The 15,598-nt window shown below is 67.3% G+C and carries 14 protein-coding genes; 5 read left to right on the top strand and 9 right to left on the bottom strand.

Annotation, left to right across the window (positions count from 1 at the left end; translation table 11 throughout):
* Positions 1-37: 37 nt before the first annotated feature.
* The 3 genes from JOE41_RS12775 to JOE41_RS12765 form a co-directional block, all read right to left on the bottom strand.
* A complete protein-coding gene (locus JOE41_RS12775) occupies positions 38-787 on the bottom strand; it encodes a LamB/YcsF family protein (RefSeq protein WP_209752555.1) in 750 nt (249 codons plus the stop codon).
* Positions 771-1,661 carry a hypothetical protein gene (locus tag JOE41_RS12770; RefSeq protein ID WP_209752554.1) on the bottom strand — a complete coding sequence of 297 codons (891 nt, stop codon included), beginning with the start codon at positions 1,659-1,661 and terminating at the stop codon, positions 771-773. Before JOE41_RS12770 ends, JOE41_RS12775 begins: the two co-directional genes overlap by 17 nt.
* A 104-nt stretch (positions 1,662-1,765) precedes the next feature.
* A complete protein-coding gene (locus JOE41_RS12765; protein WP_011690182.1) occupies positions 1,766-2,356 on the bottom strand; it encodes a hypothetical protein in 591 nt (196 codons plus the stop codon).
* An 84-nt stretch (positions 2,357-2,440) separates the two neighbouring features.
* On the opposite strand from JOE41_RS12765, the gene JOE41_RS12760 reads away from it, so the two are divergent.
* A complete protein-coding gene (locus JOE41_RS12760) occupies positions 2,441-3,796 on the top strand; it encodes an MFS transporter (protein WP_209752553.1) in 1,356 nt (451 codons plus the stop codon).
* Here JOE41_RS12760 and JOE41_RS12755 read toward each other — a convergent pair.
* The 6 genes from JOE41_RS12755 to JOE41_RS12730 all read right to left on the bottom strand — a co-directional run bounded on the left by JOE41_RS12755 (position 3,793) and on the right by JOE41_RS12730 (position 10,757).
* Positions 3,793-4,260 carry a DUF2871 domain-containing protein gene (locus tag JOE41_RS12755; RefSeq protein WP_209752552.1) on the bottom strand — a complete coding sequence of 156 codons (468 nt, stop codon included), beginning with the start codon at positions 4,258-4,260 and terminating at the stop codon, positions 3,793-3,795. The two genes, JOE41_RS12760 and JOE41_RS12755, sit on opposite strands and share 4 nt — an antisense overlap.
* Before the next feature lie 111 nt (positions 4,261-4,371).
* Positions 4,372-6,732, bottom strand: coding sequence for a glycoside hydrolase family 65 protein (locus JOE41_RS12750; RefSeq protein ID WP_209752551.1), 2,361 nt, complete (start codon positions 6,730-6,732; stop codon positions 4,372-4,374).
* A 53-nt stretch (positions 6,733-6,785) separates the two neighbouring features.
* Positions 6,786-7,538: an HAD family phosphatase gene (locus JOE41_RS12745; protein WP_209752550.1), complete on the bottom strand. Its 753-nt coding sequence runs from the start codon at positions 7,536-7,538 to the stop codon at positions 6,786-6,788.
* A 162-nt stretch (positions 7,539-7,700) separates the two neighbouring features.
* Entirely contained in the window at positions 7,701-8,711 is a 1,011-nt protein-coding gene (locus tag JOE41_RS12740) for a LacI family DNA-binding transcriptional regulator (protein WP_307800698.1), read from the bottom strand.
* A gap of 176 nt (positions 8,712-8,887) precedes the next feature.
* Positions 8,888-9,505 carry an alpha/beta hydrolase gene (locus JOE41_RS12735; RefSeq protein ID WP_209752548.1) on the bottom strand — a complete coding sequence of 206 codons (618 nt, stop codon included), beginning with the start codon at positions 9,503-9,505 and terminating at the stop codon, positions 8,888-8,890.
* A 31-nt stretch (positions 9,506-9,536) separates the two neighbouring features.
* The gene (locus JOE41_RS12730) at positions 9,537-10,757 is read right to left on the bottom strand and encodes a beta-ketoacyl synthase (protein WP_011690175.1); all 1,221 of its coding nucleotides are present in this window, start codon (positions 10,755-10,757) and stop codon (positions 9,537-9,539) included.
* A 369-nt stretch (positions 10,758-11,126) separates the two neighbouring features.
* Between JOE41_RS12730 and JOE41_RS12725 the strand changes: the two genes are divergently transcribed.
* From JOE41_RS12725 to JOE41_RS12710, 4 genes are all read left to right on the top strand, one after another.
* Positions 11,127-11,384, top strand: a complete 258-nt coding sequence (locus tag JOE41_RS12725) for a DUF6458 family protein (RefSeq protein WP_011690173.1) — start codon at positions 11,127-11,129, stop codon at positions 11,382-11,384.
* A 290-nt stretch (positions 11,385-11,674) separates the two neighbouring features.
* The gene (locus JOE41_RS12720) at positions 11,675-12,484 is read left to right on the top strand and encodes a DeoR/GlpR family DNA-binding transcription regulator (RefSeq protein WP_011690172.1); all 810 of its coding nucleotides are present in this window, start codon (positions 11,675-11,677) and stop codon (positions 12,482-12,484) included.
* Entirely contained in the window at positions 12,481-13,479 is a 999-nt protein-coding gene (locus tag JOE41_RS12715) for a 1-phosphofructokinase family hexose kinase (protein WP_011690171.1), read from the top strand. Before JOE41_RS12720 ends, JOE41_RS12715 begins: the two co-directional genes overlap by 4 nt.
* A gap of 2 nt (positions 13,480-13,481) precedes the next feature.
* Positions 13,482-15,554: a fructose-specific PTS transporter subunit EIIC gene (locus JOE41_RS12710; RefSeq protein ID WP_011690170.1), complete on the top strand. Its 2,073-nt coding sequence runs from the start codon at positions 13,482-13,484 to the stop codon at positions 15,552-15,554.
* Positions 15,555-15,598: the final 44 nt, after the last annotated feature.

Genomic DNA, 15,598 nt, shown 5'->3' with positions numbered 1-15,598 from the left:
GGTGGCAGGTTCAAGCCCCCGATAGGGCCGAACGGCACTACGCGAAGGGCTCGATCTCCACACCGGCTGCTTCCAGCGCTTTGCGCACGGCGGCTGCCGTTTCCACCGAGCCGGGAGTGTCACCGTGCAGGCACAGCGAATGCGGCTGCAGCCTGATCACGGTCCCGTCCAGGGCTTCCACTTCACCGTGCAGGGCGAGGCGGACCGCGCGTCCGGCGATCTCTCCGGCGTCCTCCAGCAGCGCGCCGTCCTGCGAGCGCGGCACCAATGTTCCGTCCGGGAAGTAGGCGCGGTCCGCGAAGGCTTCGTGGAACACCGGGTGGCCGGCTTCCGCGGCGACGGACAGCAGCGCGGACCCCTGCTGGCCCAGGATGGGCAGCCCGGGATCGTAGGCCTGCACGGCGGCGATCACGGCGGAGGCCTGCTCGGCGTCATGCACTGTGCGGTCGTACAGCGCGCCGTGGGCCTTGACGAAATCCACGGACGCCCCGACGGCGTGCGCCACGCCGTCGAGCGCGCCGAGCTGGTACAGCACCGCCCCGAAAAGGTCGTCGAAGGTCATGTCGATGGACCGCAGGCCGAAGCCGGGGAGGTCCGGGTAGCCGATGTGGGCCCCCACGCGGACGTCCAGCTCATAGGCCGCCCGGCACGTGTCCAGCATGGTGACGGGGTCTCCGGCATGCAGGCCGCAGGCCACGCTGGCGCTTGTGATGAGCGGGAACATGGCGGCGTCGTCCCCCATGGTCCAGGAGCCGAAAGACTCCCCCAGGTCAGCGTTCAGATCCAATGAATCCGCCTTTCAAGGTTGGGTCCCCACCTGGGGTGTTTGCGCCGGGGTCACTGGTGCCGGCGTCAAGGGCGGCCGGGGCACTGGTGCGGCCGGTTGTCCCGCCGCTGGCGGGCGTGCCGGCGGCTACTTCGCCGGGAATTGTGTCCGGCATGGGGCCAAAGGCCTCTTTGGCGCTTGCGACGACGGCGCGTCCCATCACGCGGTTGCCCACCCCGCCCACCACGGCTCCGACGCCGAACGGCAGTGCCCGGCCCAGGAGCGCGGTTCCCTGCCGCTGCAGGAGGTTGCGGAGGAACGCGCGCTGGATCCGGTCCCGAACCGATCCGAAGCCGGGGAAGGAAGTCTTGCGGGCGAATACGGAACCCCAGGCGTCCGTGGGACCCTTGCTGCGGCCCGCGGCCTGGCCGCTGAGGCTGCCGAGGAGGGCAGTGCCTTCTTCGCCCAGCATGATGGCCATGACCATAAGACCGGCTTTTTCCGGATCGATCATCCGGATGCCGTGCAGCTCGGCGAGGGACGTCGCGTACAGGGCGGTGGCTTCCAGGAAGCCGACGGTTGCAGCGGCCGAGAGGCCCAGCGCGGCGACTGTGCCGACGCCAGGGATGACGGCGGATCCGCCCACCAGTGCGCCGCCTCCGGTCACGGCCAGCAGGTAGTCGCGCTCCAGCTTGTCAGCCAGCTGCGCCGCCGTGGCACGCGGGTGCCTGCGCTGGAGCCGCCGGAGGTTGGCGAGCACCAGCGGGCGCTGGACTTCGACCGCGCGCAGCATCATGCTGTGCAATCCGGGCTTGGGCTTTCCCTCGGAGTCGAACACCGCCTTGTGCGCGGTCTTTTGTGCAATTCTCATTGCCGGGTTCTTCCGCATGGCCATCGTCACCTTTCCTGGAACGGGAACAAGCCGCCGGCGCAACCGTGGTTTGCCCCGTGCGGGGACAGCTCGTGGCTGCCACTCACCCTTAACACTAAGCCACCTTGCTACATCACCCAGGATTCGGCCACCGCAATATAGGCGGACGACGACGGCCCCCGCGGTCCGGGATACACCGACGGTGCGCCCGGCCATTCCACCCCGAACTCCGACAGCCGTCCCGTGCTGCAGGGCAGGTACACGTTGCTCAGGGCTGCGCTGTTTCCGCCGAGCTGGAATTCGGGCGCCAGGAACTGGCGGCGGTCCAGGACGCCGCTGATCTCCAGCTCCGCCTTGCCCCCGACGGCCCGGAAGCCGCGTTCGAGGTCGAGCTCGACGTCGAAATCGTCCTGGGTGTGGGTGATTTCAGCCAGCGGAAACCGGGCTGCCTCGGGAAAGTAGCGGGTCAGTTCATTGGCCAGGGTTTCGGCGAAGTAGCCGTTGGAGCCGTAGCTGCGCCAGCCCTGGCGGGTGGCGACCAGCAGGGCGTTTCCCGTGCCCCATCTGGACCACTCGGCCATCCAGAAGGAGGCGAAGCAGCTGGCGGGTTCGCCGGGGATGTGGACGCCGTCGCGGTCCACCGGATGCAGTGCCAGTCCCGGGTTGCTGCCGATGAATGCCATGCTGCGGCGCCATGAGCCTGCCGGACTGTTCCCCATGGGTTGAGCCTAACGGGGCAGTGGCGGAAATGGTTGCCGGCAGGCGCGGCGGCGCGGCTGGAGGAGCACGCCTAGACTGTCCATATGCCCACCCCCAGAGCCCTCAGGCCCTTTGCGCACCGGGAGTACCGGGTGCTGATCGCGGCGCTGGCCGTCTCGATTTTCGGCTCCGGCATGTGGGCCGTGGCCATGGTCTACCAGGTGATCCACCTGGGCGGCGGTCCGCTTCAGCTGTCCCTCGTTGCCACCGCCGGCAGCGTGGGACTGGTGGCGTTCGTCCTGGCCGGCGGGATCGCGGCCGACCGGGTGCCTCAGCGCCTCCTGATCATCGCGGTGGAGGGCACCAACCTCGCCGTGATCGCCGCCATCAGCGGACTGGCGCTGGCGGGCTGGCTGCAGCTGTGGCACCTTGCCGTGGGCGCCTTTGTCCTGGGTGTGGGGGCGGCGTTCTTCTTCCCGGCTTATTCGGCAATCCTGCCCAGGATCCTGCCGGCCGAGGACCTGCTGGCGGCCAACGGCATGGAGGGGACCATGCGCCCCATCCTGCAACAGGCGGCCGGCCCCGCCGTCGCCGGCATCCTGGTGGCAGCCTTGTCCCCCTCGCACGCCGTCACGGGCGTGGCGGCATGCCACCTGCTTGCCTTCATCATCCTCAACTTCCTCGGCCAGCACGCCCTCGAAGCGCCCGGCACCGAAGGCATGGGCGGCGGCCCCGCGGGTGGCACGGGCGGCGGCCCCGCGGGTGGCACGGGCGGCGGCCCCGCGGCGGAACGGGGCAAAACGTCCTTCTTCCATGACCTCCGCGAAGGTGTCAGCTACACGCTCCGGACGCCCTGGCTGTTGTGGACGCTGGTCTGGGCCTGCATCTCGGTGCTGTTCCTGATCGGACCCATCGAGGTGCTGCTGCCGTTCGTTGTCCGTGACCAGCTCGGCGGCGATTCGCGCATGTTCGGTTTCCTGCTGGCGGTGATGGGCGTCGGCGGGGCTGCCGCTTCGCTGGCCACGGCGTCCTTCGCGCTGCCGCGCCGCTACCTCACGGTGATGATGGTTTCGTGGGGTGCCGGCAGCCTTCCGCTCGCGGCCGTCGGAATCATGGACAGCTTCTGGATGGTTGCTGCGGCGCTCTTCGTGTTCGGCGCAACCGGAGGCATCGGCATGGTCATCTGGGGTACGCTCCTGCAACGCCGCGTTCCCCCGCACCTGCTGGGCCGGGTCTCCAGCCTGGATTTCTTTGTATCGCTGGCACTCATGCCCGTCTCCATGGCGCTGGCGGGTCCCGTGGCAGAGGTGGTGCCCACGTGGGTGATCTTCCTGGTGGCCGGCGGCGTGTGCCCCGTCATGGCCGTAGTGGCAATGGTGGTGGCCCGGATGCCGGCAGACGAGCTGGCCCACCCGCTGGACCGCAGTGCCGGGGACCGGGAGTCGGCGGACAGCCCCTAGGCCACGTTCCCCGCGCCGCGCGTTCCCAGTCCGCTGCGGGGCGCCGTCCGGGGAGCCGCCGTCAGCGCCTTCCGGAGGGCCAGGAAAAGCAGCACCAGGCCGGCGGACAGCAGGATGTGTCCGGTTCCGGCAATCCCGGCGAGGGCTTTGGAACCGGCGTCCGCGCCGGCGGCAACGAGCGACCCCTTGACCAGCATCATTCCGCCGGTCACCACCACGCCGGCGTTCCAGGTCCGGAAGAACCAGGCCGACAGCTTCGGCGCGGCAGCGGAGAGGCCGAAGACCTTCTCCAGCATCAGCACCATCAGCAAAACGACGAAGCCCAGCACCAGCCAGTGCGTGTGCACCAGGCCCAGCTGGGACTCCCCGGTAAAGCCGTAGGCCTTGGTGAACTCACGGTAGTAGAGGCCGGAGAGGACACCGGCGATGGCATAGGCAAAAGAGGCATGGAAGAGTTTTTTCACGTCTCCAGTCTTTCGCCGAAGCACGACGGCGGGATCAACCGTTCGGTTGATCCCGCCGGACCGTTCGGACTACTGCCCGTTGGGACCACTGCCCGCTGGGAGCACTGCCGCCTAGCTGCGGGCGCGCACTATCGGGATGGACGCCGTCGGAAGTCCGCTCGGGAAGATAGTGGGCTCCGGCGCGCCGACGGGGGCCAGCGGCACCCGGGTAACGTCGTTGCCCACGGTGAGCAGCTCGCCGCGGACGTCAACCTCCAGCGGCTCGCCGTCCCGGATGCTGAGGCCGATGGATTCCTGGCCAAGCTCCACGAAGAGCAGGCGGCCCCGCACCTTGAGGTGGAAGGTGAGGCCCTCCCATTCGGACGGCAGCCGCGGGTCGAAGAACGGAACCTCCCCCTGGTCGCGCAGGCCGGCGAAGCCGCTGACCAGCGAGCTCCAGACACCGCCGGTGGAGGCGATGTGCACGCCGTCGATCGTGTTGCCGTGGGTGTCGTCAAGGTCGATGTACAGCGCGTGGGTGAAGTGGTCCAGCGCGGCTTTCCCGTAGCCCACCTCGGCGGCCATGATCCCCTGGACGCAGGCGGACAGGGTGGAGTCGCCGGTGGTGATTGGATCGTAGAAGTCGAACGCCCGGCGCTTTTCCTCGGCCGTGAAGTCCTGCCATTGCAGGAACATCGCCAGCACGGTGTCCGCCTGCTTGAGGACCTGGTGGCGGTAGATCACAAGGGGGTGGAAGTTCAGCAGCAGCGGGTACTTGGACCGGGGCGTGCTCCAGTCCCACGGCTCCAGGGTCATGAAGTCGTTGTCCTGCGAATACACCTCGAGGTCTTCGTCGTAGGGCAGCTGCATCCGAATGGCGGCCTGCTCCCAGAGTTCGCGTTCGGCGTCGTCGATTTCCGGGTGGTCCAGGGCCGCCGCGGTGCGCAGGTTGAACCGCGCCATGACGTTTGTGTAGAGGTTGTCGTTCACCACTGCCGTGTACTCGTCCGGGCCCGTAACGCCGTGTATGTGGAACAGTCCGTCCTTGCCGAAGAAGCCGAGGGACACCCACATCCGGGCGGTTTCGATCAGCAGCTCAGCGCCCATCCCCTGCTTGAAGTCCGCATCGCCGCTGGCCCACACGTACCTGTTGGTGGCGAACGCGATGGCGGCGGCAATATGGAACTGGGCCGTTCCGGCGGCGTAGTACGCGCTGGCTTCGAGCCCGTTGATGGTGCGCCACGGGAAGAGTGCGCCGTCCACGCTCAGTTCCTTGGCGCGAACCTTCGCGTCCGGCAGCATCTCGTGCCGGAACTCCAGGACCTGGCGCGCGTTGTCCGGGTTGGTGTACGTCAGGTACGGCAGCAGGTACACCTCCTGGTCCCAGAAGTAGTGACCCTCGTAGCCGGAGCCGCTGACACCCTTCGCCGGGATCCCGGCAACGTCCGCTCGGGCGGTGGCCTGGGCCAGCTGGAAGAGGTTCCAGCGGATGGCCTGCTGCAGTTCAGGCTGGCCACCCACCACAATGTCCGTGGTGGCCCAGTAGTCCCGGTAGTGCGTCTCGCTTTCGGCGAAGATCGCGCTGACGGGCTGCAGGGCGCCCTCCGCTGCCTCGGACGGGTCCTGCGGGGAACCGCCGTCCACGGCTCCTTCGCGGAAGGCCCGCGCCACGGCGTAGCTGGCGCTCTTTTCGAGGCGGAACGGCTGGTCCGCACCCACGGCGAGGACGTACCGGACGCTGCTGTCGTCCTGGTCCACCAGGGTCTCGAACGGCTGGACGTCGGCCGACGTCCAGTGGTCCACGGCCAGGCCGACACGCTGCCGGGAGTCGGCTGCCTCCCAGGACAGGCGCAGCGAGCCGTCCCCGCCGTCGAGCCGTACCGGCAGCAGGACGCGGCCGGCGTGCCGTCCGGCGCGGCGCGGATCGTGCGTGGAGTGGTCTTCCACGGGCTGGTCCTGGCGGTTGATCACGGAGGATGTCACGTCCGCATAGACGTCCCGGTCCGCAGCAACTTCGAGGCTGATGCCCAGGGCGCCGCGGGTCTGGTAGCCCACTGCCCGTCGCTCGGTGGTGGTGACGGTGGCGCCGGAACGGCACTGCCAGGTGATCCGGCATTCGTAGATGCCGGTGGCGAAGTCAACGGAGCGGCGGTAGTCCAGCACCGTTGATTCGCTGAGGGTGAGCGTCTCGCCGTCGATGATTACCGTGAAGTTGTTGACATCCGGGATGTAGAGGATCCGCTGGCCCGTGCGGGCGAAGCCGTAGGCGTTCTCTGCGTGCTTGATGTCCCAGGTTTCGTGGAAGCCGTTGATGAAGCTGCCGGGCAGGTCAGCGTCGGCGGAGGCCCAGTGGGCGCCGCGGATGCCAAGATGGCCGTTGCCGAGGCTGAAGAGGGTTTCCAGGGTTCCGGCGTTTCCGGGCAGGTGGACGGTCTCCACGAGCTGCCAGGGGTCGTTCGGGAAACGAGCACGGTCAGAGGTGATGAGTGCCATGGCTGTTGGGGTTCCTTTTGGCGTTGGTGCAGGTTGGGGGGCGTGTTGTCGGTCTAGAGGAGTTCGTTCAGGTCCTCAACCACCAGGGTGGCGCCGGCGTCCAGGAGCGTCTGCCGGCCGGCTCCGCGGTCCACTCCAATCACCGAATGGAAGGTCCCGGCGTTCCCGGCCTGAACGCCGGACACGGCGTCTTCGACCACCACGCACTCCTCGCTGGGGAGGTTCAGCAGTTGCGCCGCGTATTCGTACGTGGCCGGGCTGGGCTTCCCGGGCAGCCCCGCGGCAGCGGCGGCGACGCCGTCCACCACCACCGGGAAGTGGTGCGCCAGTCCCGCTGCCTGCAGTACGGCCGGCGCATTCCGGGAGGAAGAGACGACGGCGACCTTGAGTCCCAGTGAGAGCACGGCTTCCAGGAAGCGCACGGAGCCTTCGTAGGGTGCTACGCCGCCGGCTTCAACGATGTCGTTGAAGACCTTGTTCTTGCGGTTGCCGAGGCCGTGGACGGTGTCATTGGCAGGATCGTCGTCCGCCGGGCCTTCGGGCAGCACGATGCTGCGCGAGGCGAGGAAGTCCCGGACGCCGTCGAACCGGGGCTTGCCGTCAATGTGGTCGAAGTAGTCGCTTTCGCGGTAGGCGTCCGCTTCGGGAACGTCCTGCAGGTAGCCGTCGAACAGTTCCTGCCAGGCGCGTTCGTGGACGATCGCCGTGGGCGTGAGTACGCCGTCGAGGTCGAAGAGGATGGCGGACGCGCCGGACCAGCTTGAGGTGGTGCTGTTACCGGTGGTGCTGTTGAAAAGCTCAGTCATGCGGTACTCGGTGTCCTTTCAGACGGCGGCAGGGGAAGTGCATGGATACTGCAGGTTTGGTGCGGACCGGAACCATCGGGTCCTGGGGCCGGGCCGGCGGAGTCGGGCGTCGGCGGCCGAAGCTGGCGTTTAGCGCTCAGCGTTTGCACTGACCGTTTTCACTCAACGTTTCCGTCGTGCGGTTTTGCGTTCGATCAGTTTGGTATCCAGCACGTGGCTGGCGGGGGCACTCAGCGGCCCCGGACGTTGGAGTCCTTCGATCAGCAGGTTGGCGGCGAAGGCGCCCTGATCGGCTACCGGCTGGGCGATTGTGCTCAGTCCAAGGAACCAACTCATCTGATGATCGTCTATCCCTATGATGGACACGTTTTTCGGCGCTGACAAACCGAGCTCGCGCAGGGCCATGAGGGCACCGAAGGCCGTTTCGTCGCAGCCGGCGAAGATCGCGGAGGGCATCCTGCGGTTTTCGATGAGCTCGGTCATTGCCCGGCGGCCGCCTTCGATGCTCGAACCGGCGTCCATGACCAGGTCCGGGTCCACGGTTAAGTGGTGCTCGGCAAGCGCCCGCTGGAAACCTCTCAGCCGGTCCGTGGCCGTGGCAACGGTGCGTTCCCCCGGTTCGCGCCCGGAGAGAATGGCGAGGTCCCAGTGCCCCAGGCCGAGCAGGTGGTTGGTCGCCTTCCATGCCGCGTCCTCGTTGTCGATTCCCACGTTGTCCCATGGGACGTTGTGCATGCCCACGCTCGCAACCGCCAGGCCGGAGGACGCCAGGGCGTCGATTTCATTGTCGCTCAGGGCGATGTTGAGCAGCAGGACGCCGTCCACCCGCTGCGCCAGGGCATCCAGGTCGCCGAAAACCTTGCGGTGGACGCTGGGTGTGTTGCGCAGGCTGATGAGCACAGTGTCGAAGCCGCTGTCGGCGAACACTTCCTCGGCCGCCTCCACGGCCTGGGCGAAGAACCACGCCGTGGCAGTGGGCGCGATGATGGCCACGGACCCTGTGGTGCCCCCGGCAAGGCGCGATGCCGCCGATGATGCTTTGTAACCGAGTTTGGTGGCGGCGTCCGCCACCTTCACGTGGGCCGTTTCCGAAACGTTGGGCAGCCCCCGGAGCGCCCGGGAAACGGTGCAGATGGACAAGCCCGACAGTGCGGCTACGTCCTGGATGGTCACGCGCGGTGCTCTAGCCATGCGACACGGGCTCAGCCCTTTCTTCTCCTGAAGTCCTGGGCCCGGTACATGGCCGAAGAAGAGTGTAAGCGCTTACAAATTTAGCGCGCAACTGGTTTTTTTCATGAGTGCGGATTGTTGCGGATTTACCTCAAACAACAGGGGCGCTGTTTTGCTCCTCAGCGCAGGACGTAGTGGCGCAGGAAGGCGCTCACGTCCACCATTTCCGCCTTGGAAATCGTGTGGCCCATTCCCGGGTAGGTCCGGGCGGTCAGCTGGGTATTCCGGTGGAGCCATTCCGCGGTGTGCTCCACGGCGGCGTCGTTGATCACCAGGTCGGCCTTGTCCCGGCCCCAAAAGAACGGCGGCTTGGCGTCGAACGATTCACTCATGGCCAGCAGTTCGTTGTCCAGGACGAATCCGGACAACCCCACCACGGCCCGGAAGTCCTGCGGCCGCAGCCGCAGCAGCGTGCTGGCCATGGCCATGCCCTGCGAAAAGCCCAGCAGGCTCACGCTGCTGTGCTGCGCCTTGACTGAATTGATCCAGTCGAACACCTTGTTGCTGACGGAAACGACGTCAGCGAAGTCATGGGTAAGGAAATAGTCCAGCAGGAACCAGCCGTAGTCGTCGCCGATCACCTTGGGCGCGCGCAGCGCCGCGCAGGTAAACTCGGGCGGCAGCTGGCCGAAGAGGTCCGACATGCGCACCTCGTCCGTTCCGTAGCCGTGCATCATGACCAGCAGCGGCGTGCCGGCGCGCTGGTTCTCCGGCCTGGACCATACGACTGTCTCCATCGCATCAGCCTAACTTTCCGGGGAGGCGGTCTCAGCCCGCAGTGATCACCAGTGAGGCGCTGTGGCCGCCGAAACCGAATGCATTGGAAATGCCAGCCTTAGCCGCGAGTCCCCGGGTTGTCTCCGAAACGATGTTGAGGTGGATGTCCGGGTCTGTGTTGTCGAGGTTGAGGGTGCCCGGAATGGCGCCCGTGCGGAGAGCCTGGATGGTGACGATTGCACCGAGCGCGCCGGCCCCGCCCAGCAGGTGCCCGGTGAGGGATTTTGTGGAGGTAACCGGAACCGAATGTCCGACGACGGCGCCGATGGCTTCCGCTTCGAGGCGGTCCCCCACCGGCGTGGAGGTCGCGTGGGCATGCACGAAGCCGATGTCCTCTCCGGTGAGGCCGGCAGCGGCCATGGCCTTCTGCAGGACGCGGCGCTGCATGGCGGGGTCCGCGGCAACAATATCCACGGCGTCGGAGGTGACGGCGCTGCCTGCGATGACCCCAAGCACCTCGGCTCCGCGGGCGCGGGCGTGGTCTTCGCGTTCCAGGACCACGATCCCGGCACCCTCGGCCATCACAAAGCCGTCCCGGTCCCGGTCAAAGGGCCGGGAGGCCGCCTGGGGGCTGTCGTTGCGGGTGGAGAGCGCCCTGATCTGCGAGAACCCGCTGATGGTCAGGCCGTTGATGCAGGAGTCCACCCCGCCGGCGATCACCACGTCGGCGGCGCCGCTCCGGATCATGTCGGCCGCCTGCGAGATCGCCTCAGCGCCGGAGGCGCAGGCGCTGACCGGAGTCCGTGCCCCGCCGCGGGCTCCCAAGTCGATGGAGACCCAGGCCGCGGGCCCGTTGACCATAATCCGGGTAAGGGTGTGCGGGGAGACCCTGCGCGGCCCCTTGACGTCCAGGGTCCGGGTCTGTTCCAGGGTGGTGTCCAGTCCTCCGTAGCCGGAGCCGATGACCACGGCGAGCCGCTCCGGGTCGGTCCCGGGCCGGCCGGCGTGCGACCAGGCTTCGCGGGCGGCGATGAGTGCCAGGTGGCCGCAGCGGTCCATCCTCTTGTATTCCAGGGTGGAGAGCAGCGACGGGACATCGGCCGTAACGCGTCCTGCGATGCGCACCGGCAGTCCGGCGGACCACTCCTCGTCGAGGGGTACGATCCCGGAGCGCCCGGCCAGGAGCGCGTCCCATGTTTCGCCGGCAGTTGAGCCGACGGGAGTCACGGCTCCCAGACCGGTGACTACAACCGCGGGGAATGGTTCTGACATGGGTAACACTGCTCCTGGGACTTGGTGACGCCGGATCCGTTGACGCTTCGCGCTGTTCATCGCGGATGCATTCCCCGGCTGGCAAGGGAATGCGTGCGCAATCCACAGTACGCGGGGCACACCGCCGGCCGCCGGTGTTACCTCGGGGCGACCATCAACCGCACGGCCGCCACCATCAGTTCGAAGTCGGCGCCCTCCGCGGATGGGTGCATTGCGTGCGCAGAACCGCGCAGAATAACGACTCGGACACAGCCCCGGCGCGCGGCGTCCGCTTCATTGAAACGGCCGGGGGTGGCCTGTAGCCTTTCGCTAGACAGCATGCTGATCAAGTTTTTGCCCGCAAGTCCCCTGGACAGCTAGGAGCAAGTCATGAGAATCGGTTCTTCCATTTTTCTAATCGCCATTGGTGCCATCCTGGCGTGGGCCATCACACCTGGCCTGATCCCGAACGTGGACCAGACCCTGATTGGCTACATCCTGATGGCGGTGGGCGTGATCGGCCTGATCGCATCACTGGTCCTTGCCTCGCCGGGGCGCACCCGCCGGGTGAGTGAAACCCGGTCAGTGGTGGACCCGAACACCGGGGAGCGCATTGTCCGCAACGAGAGCCGGGACGGCGGCATCTAGCCATGATCCTCCGGCCGCCGGTGTCAACGGACAGTCGCCCCGGTCGCCAGCGCAACGCATTGAGAACATCCCGGAAGCCGGGCCAGACCACCACGGTCGGGCCCGGCTTCCGGCGTTACGGGACGACCAGCATCTTTGTTCCTGTTGTTTTCATTGACAAACCAACAAGAACAAAGATAAAGTCAAGCAATTCAACATCATGTGATGGCAGTCACTGAGGCTTATCACTGACGCCAGTCACAGGGGCTTCGTCCCTGCAGGACCCGCACTATTTACGCAATGGAGGGTAAGTGTTCGCCGAGGAGCGCCAGCAGCTGATCGCAGGTCTAGTCGCCGAGAGCGGCCGTGCCAGCGTGACCGCCCTTGCCGAACGTTTCAACATCACCACCGAAACCGTCCGGCGCGACCTCGCCGCCCTGGAATCGGCCGGCACCGTCCGCCGGGTCCATGGCGGCGCCGTCGCCCCGGACCGCATCAGCACCACCGAGGAAAGCATCCTCGAGCGGACCATCCAGCGGCAGCCGGAGAAACTGCGCATCGCCGAAGCCGCCCTGGCTTTCATCCCGCAAAGCCCGGCCGGCAGCATCCTTGTGGACGCAGGCTCCACCACGGAAGCCCTGGCAGACCTGATCGCCCTGCGCCTGGCCGACCCCTCCGCTTCCCCGTCCGCCGGCTCGGAGAACGAACTGGTGGTCATCACCCACGCGATCCCCATCGCCGCGAAACTGGCCGGCGAGCCAGGCATCGCCCTCCACCTCCTGGGCGGCAGGGTCCGCGGCCTCACCCAGGCTGCGGTGGGGCAGTCCACTGTGGACGCAGCCCACCGGATCCGCCCGGACATCGCCTTCATCGGCGCCAACGGAATCCACTCGGCCTTCGGGCTGAGCACGCCCGATCCTGAAGAAGCCGCCGTCAAGGCTGCCTTCGTCCAATCGGCACGCCGCATTGTAGTGCTGGCCGATTCGTCCAAGCTGGATGCGGAAACGCTGGTCCAGTTCGCCTCGTTGAAAGATCTGGACACGTTGATTACAGACAGTGAACCCAGCCCGGAACTAGCAGCGGCGCTTGCTGACGCCGGCGTTGACGTGGTGGTCGCATGATTGTCACCCTCACCGCCAACCCCAGCCTCGACCGCACCGTGGCCCTCCCCTCGCCCCTGCTGCGCGGGGAAGTGCAGCGGGCAATCTCCGTCAGCCAGGAGTCAGGCGGCAAGGGCGTCAACGTCTCCCGGGCCCTGGTTGCTTCCGGACTGGAAACCGTGGCCGTCCTGCCGGGCGGCGACTCCGATCCCGTGCTGGCGGGGCTTCGTGACAGCGGAGTCCCCTTCGCCGCCCTTGCCATCCACGAACCGCTGCGCACCAACGTGGCGTTGACGGAACCGGACGGGGTCACCACCAAGATCAACGAACCCGGCCCGGTACTGAGCGAAGAGCAGCAGGAAGCCCTGATCGGGCTACTGCTGGAGCGTTCCCGCGGTGCCAGCTGGGTTGTCCTCGCCGGTTCGCTCCCACCCGGAGTTCCGGCGGACTTCTATGCCACCGTCACCCGGCGGCTACGCTCCACACACGCCGGCAACGGCACCCCACAGTCGACACCGCGCATCGCCGTCGACTCGTCCGGCGCTCCCCTCGCCGCCGCCCTCTCGGGTGGCGCGTCAGGCATGCCGGATCTCCTCAAGCCCAACGCCGAAGAACTGGCTGAACTGGCTGCCGCAGCCGGTTTCGCCACGGCGTCCACCGCTGACGAACTGGAAGCGGATCCGGAGGCTGCCGCGGCAGCCGCCGCCGCCGTCGTGCGTTCCGGTGTAGGTGCCGTGCTCGCAACGCTCGGTTCCAAGGGTGCGGTACTTGTGACGTCCGACGGCGCGTGGCTGGCCACGCACCCGCCGGTCAAAGCGGTCAGCACGGTCGGCGCGGGAGATTCCTCCCTTGCCGGCTACCTGCTCGCCTCCAGCCTGGGCGCCGCCCCGGCCGACTGCCTCCGTCAGGCGGTGGCACATGGTGCCGCTGCCGCCTCCCTGCCGGGCTCCACAGTTCCGGCGGTCCACCAAACCACCCCTGATGCCGTAACCATCACGGCCCTCCGGAAGGACTGACAGTGACTCAGCTCATTACTACTGATCTGGTCGAGCTAGACCAGAACCTGGGCAACTCGCCCGAGGACGTGATCCGCCATCTGGCCGGCAGGGTTGCCGCCACAGGACGCGCCACCGAGGCGGAAGGCCTCTTCACGGACGCCTTTGCCCGGGAGTCCAAAACCGCCACCGGCGTTCCTGGCGGAATTGCCATTCCGCACTGCCGCTCCACTGCGGTGACGGTGCCCACCCTGGCCATGGCCCGGCTCTCGCAGCCTGTGGACTTCGGCGCCAAGGACGGCCCGGCGGACCTCATCTTCTTCATCGCAGCCCCTGAAGGTGCGGACCAGGAGCATTTGAAGCTCCTGTCCAAGCTGGCCCGCTCGCTGATCAAGAAGGACTTCACCGCGGCGCTCCGCGCAGCCACCACGCAGGCCGACATTGTTGAACTGGTGGAAGGAGCCCTGGCCGACAAGCCCGCGGCCGCCGCAGAACCCGCAACAGCAAGCGCAGCAGCCGGGGCAAGCGCAGCCGCAGCACCGTCCGCCGGTGCCGCCACCGGTTCCCGGTCCGGGGGTCCCAAGCGCCTCGTGGCCGTGACGGCCTGCCCCACGGGCATCGCCCACACCTACATGGCCGCCGACTCCCTCGTCGCAGCAGCCAAGGAAGTCGGTGTGGACCTGCAGGTGGAAACCCAGGGTTCCTCCGGAGCCAAGCCGCTGGACCCCGCCGTCATCGCGGCCGCCGACGCCGTGATTTTCGCGGTGGACGTGGACGTCCGCGGCAAGGAGCGCTTCGCCGGCATGCCGGTCATCAACGCTCCGGTCAAGCGCGGCATTGACGAGCCGGACAAAATGGTCCAGGAGGCACTGGCCGCCGCGGACAACCCCAACGCCCGCCGGGTCCCGCACTACGGCGCCGAGGAGCAGGCTGAAGCCGAGGCCACCGAAAAGGGCGAGCACATCGGCCAGAAGCTGAAGAAGGCGCTCCTCACCGGTGTCAGCTACATGATCCCGTTTGTGGCCGGCGGCGGTCTCCTGATCGCCCTGGGCTTCCTGATGGGCGGCTACCTGATTACCCAGTTCGCGGACGCCATCGTGGTGGACAACAGCATCTTCAACCTGCCCACCGAATACCCTGAGAACGCCTGGGGCCCGCTCGGCGCCTACCTCGGTGCCGTGCTCTTCAAGATCGGCGCCCTGTCCCTCGGCTTCCTGGTCCCCGCATTGGCCGGCTACATCGCCTACGGCATCGCCGACCGCCCGGGCATCGCACCGGGCTTCGTGGCAGGCGCCGTCGCAGGGTTCATGGGTGCAGGCTTCCTCGGCGGCATCGTGGGCGGCCTCCTGGCCGGCTACATTGCCCATTCCATCGGCAAGATCCAGGTGGCCCGCTGGCTGCGCGGCCTGATGCCCGTGGTGATCATTCCGCTGGTGGCCTCCCTCGTGGCTTCCGGCCTGATGTTCCTGATCCTGGGCGCTCCGATCGTAGCCATCACCAAGGGCCTGAACGGTTGGCTCTCCGGACTCACCGGTGCCAGCGCCATCGCGCTGGGCGTCATCCTGGGCCTCATGATGTGCTTCGACCTCGGCGGCCCGGTCAACAAGGTTGCCTACTCGTTCGCCGTCGCCGGCCTGGGTGCCGCAACCCTGGACAACCAGGCACCGTGGCAGATCATGGCAGCCGTCATGGCCTCGGGCATGGTTCCGCCGCTGGCCATGGCCCTCGCTTCCACCGTCCTGGACAAGAAGCGTTTCAGCCTGGCCGAGCGTGAAAACGGCAAGGCCGCCTGGCTGCTGGGAGCGTCCTTCATCTCCGAAGGCGCCATCCCGTTCGCCGCGGCCGATCCGCTCCGCGTCATCCCCGCCAGCATGCTCGGCGGCGCAGTCACCGGTGCCATCTCCATGGCAGCGGGCGTAGGCTCGAAGGCCCCGCACGGAGGCATCTTCGTCTTCTTCGCAATCGACAACTTCGTGATGTTCGTCGTCTCGATCCTTGTCGGCACCGTCGTCACCGCCCTGGCAGTGATCGCCCTCAAGCGCTGGGCCGTCCGCAAGTCCGTTGATACCGTGGAGCCGGTTCCAGTAACTGTCTGACCCGGTTCGGTATTCTGACCAACCACCTGTCTCGACCTGATATC

It is taken from the genome of Arthrobacter sp. PvP103 (assembly GCF_017833075.1).
Lineage (GTDB): Bacteria > Actinomycetota > Actinomycetes > Actinomycetales > Micrococcaceae > Arthrobacter.
The sequence above is the reverse complement of the archived record's forward strand: the minus strand, read 5'-3'. Positions and strand labels throughout refer to the sequence as shown.

What these genes read in the sequence shown, in the direction of transcription:
- JOE41_RS12770 (WP_209752554.1), bottom strand. Translation starts at nt 1,661, where the DNA reads ATGGCCATGCGGAAGAACCCGGCAATGAGAATTGCACAAAAGACCGCG.
- JOE41_RS12765 (WP_011690182.1), bottom strand. Translation starts at nt 2,356, where the DNA reads ATGGGGAACAGTCCGGCAGGCTCATGGCGCCGCAGCATGGCATTCATC.
- JOE41_RS12760 (WP_209752553.1), top strand. Translation starts at nt 2,441, where the DNA reads ATGCCCACCCCCAGAGCCCTCAGGCCCTTTGCGCACCGGGAGTACCGG.
- JOE41_RS12750 (WP_209752551.1), bottom strand. Translation starts at nt 6,732, where the DNA reads ATGGCACTCATCACCTCTGACCGTGCTCGTTTCCCGAACGACCCCTGG.
- JOE41_RS12745 (WP_209752550.1), bottom strand. Translation starts at nt 7,538, where the DNA reads ATGACTGAGCTTTTCAACAGCACCACCGGTAACAGCACCACCTCAAGC.
- JOE41_RS12735 (WP_209752548.1), bottom strand. Translation starts at nt 9,505, where the DNA reads ATGGAGACAGTCGTATGGTCCAGGCCGGAGAACCAGCGCGCCGGCACG.
- JOE41_RS12730 (WP_011690175.1), bottom strand. Translation starts at nt 10,757, where the DNA reads ATGTCAGAACCATTCCCCGCGGTTGTAGTCACCGGTCTGGGAGCCGTG.
- JOE41_RS12725 (WP_011690173.1), top strand. Translation starts at nt 11,127, where the DNA reads ATGAGAATCGGTTCTTCCATTTTTCTAATCGCCATTGGTGCCATCCTG.
- JOE41_RS12715 (WP_011690171.1), top strand. Translation starts at nt 12,481, where the DNA reads ATGATTGTCACCCTCACCGCCAACCCCAGCCTCGACCGCACCGTGGCC.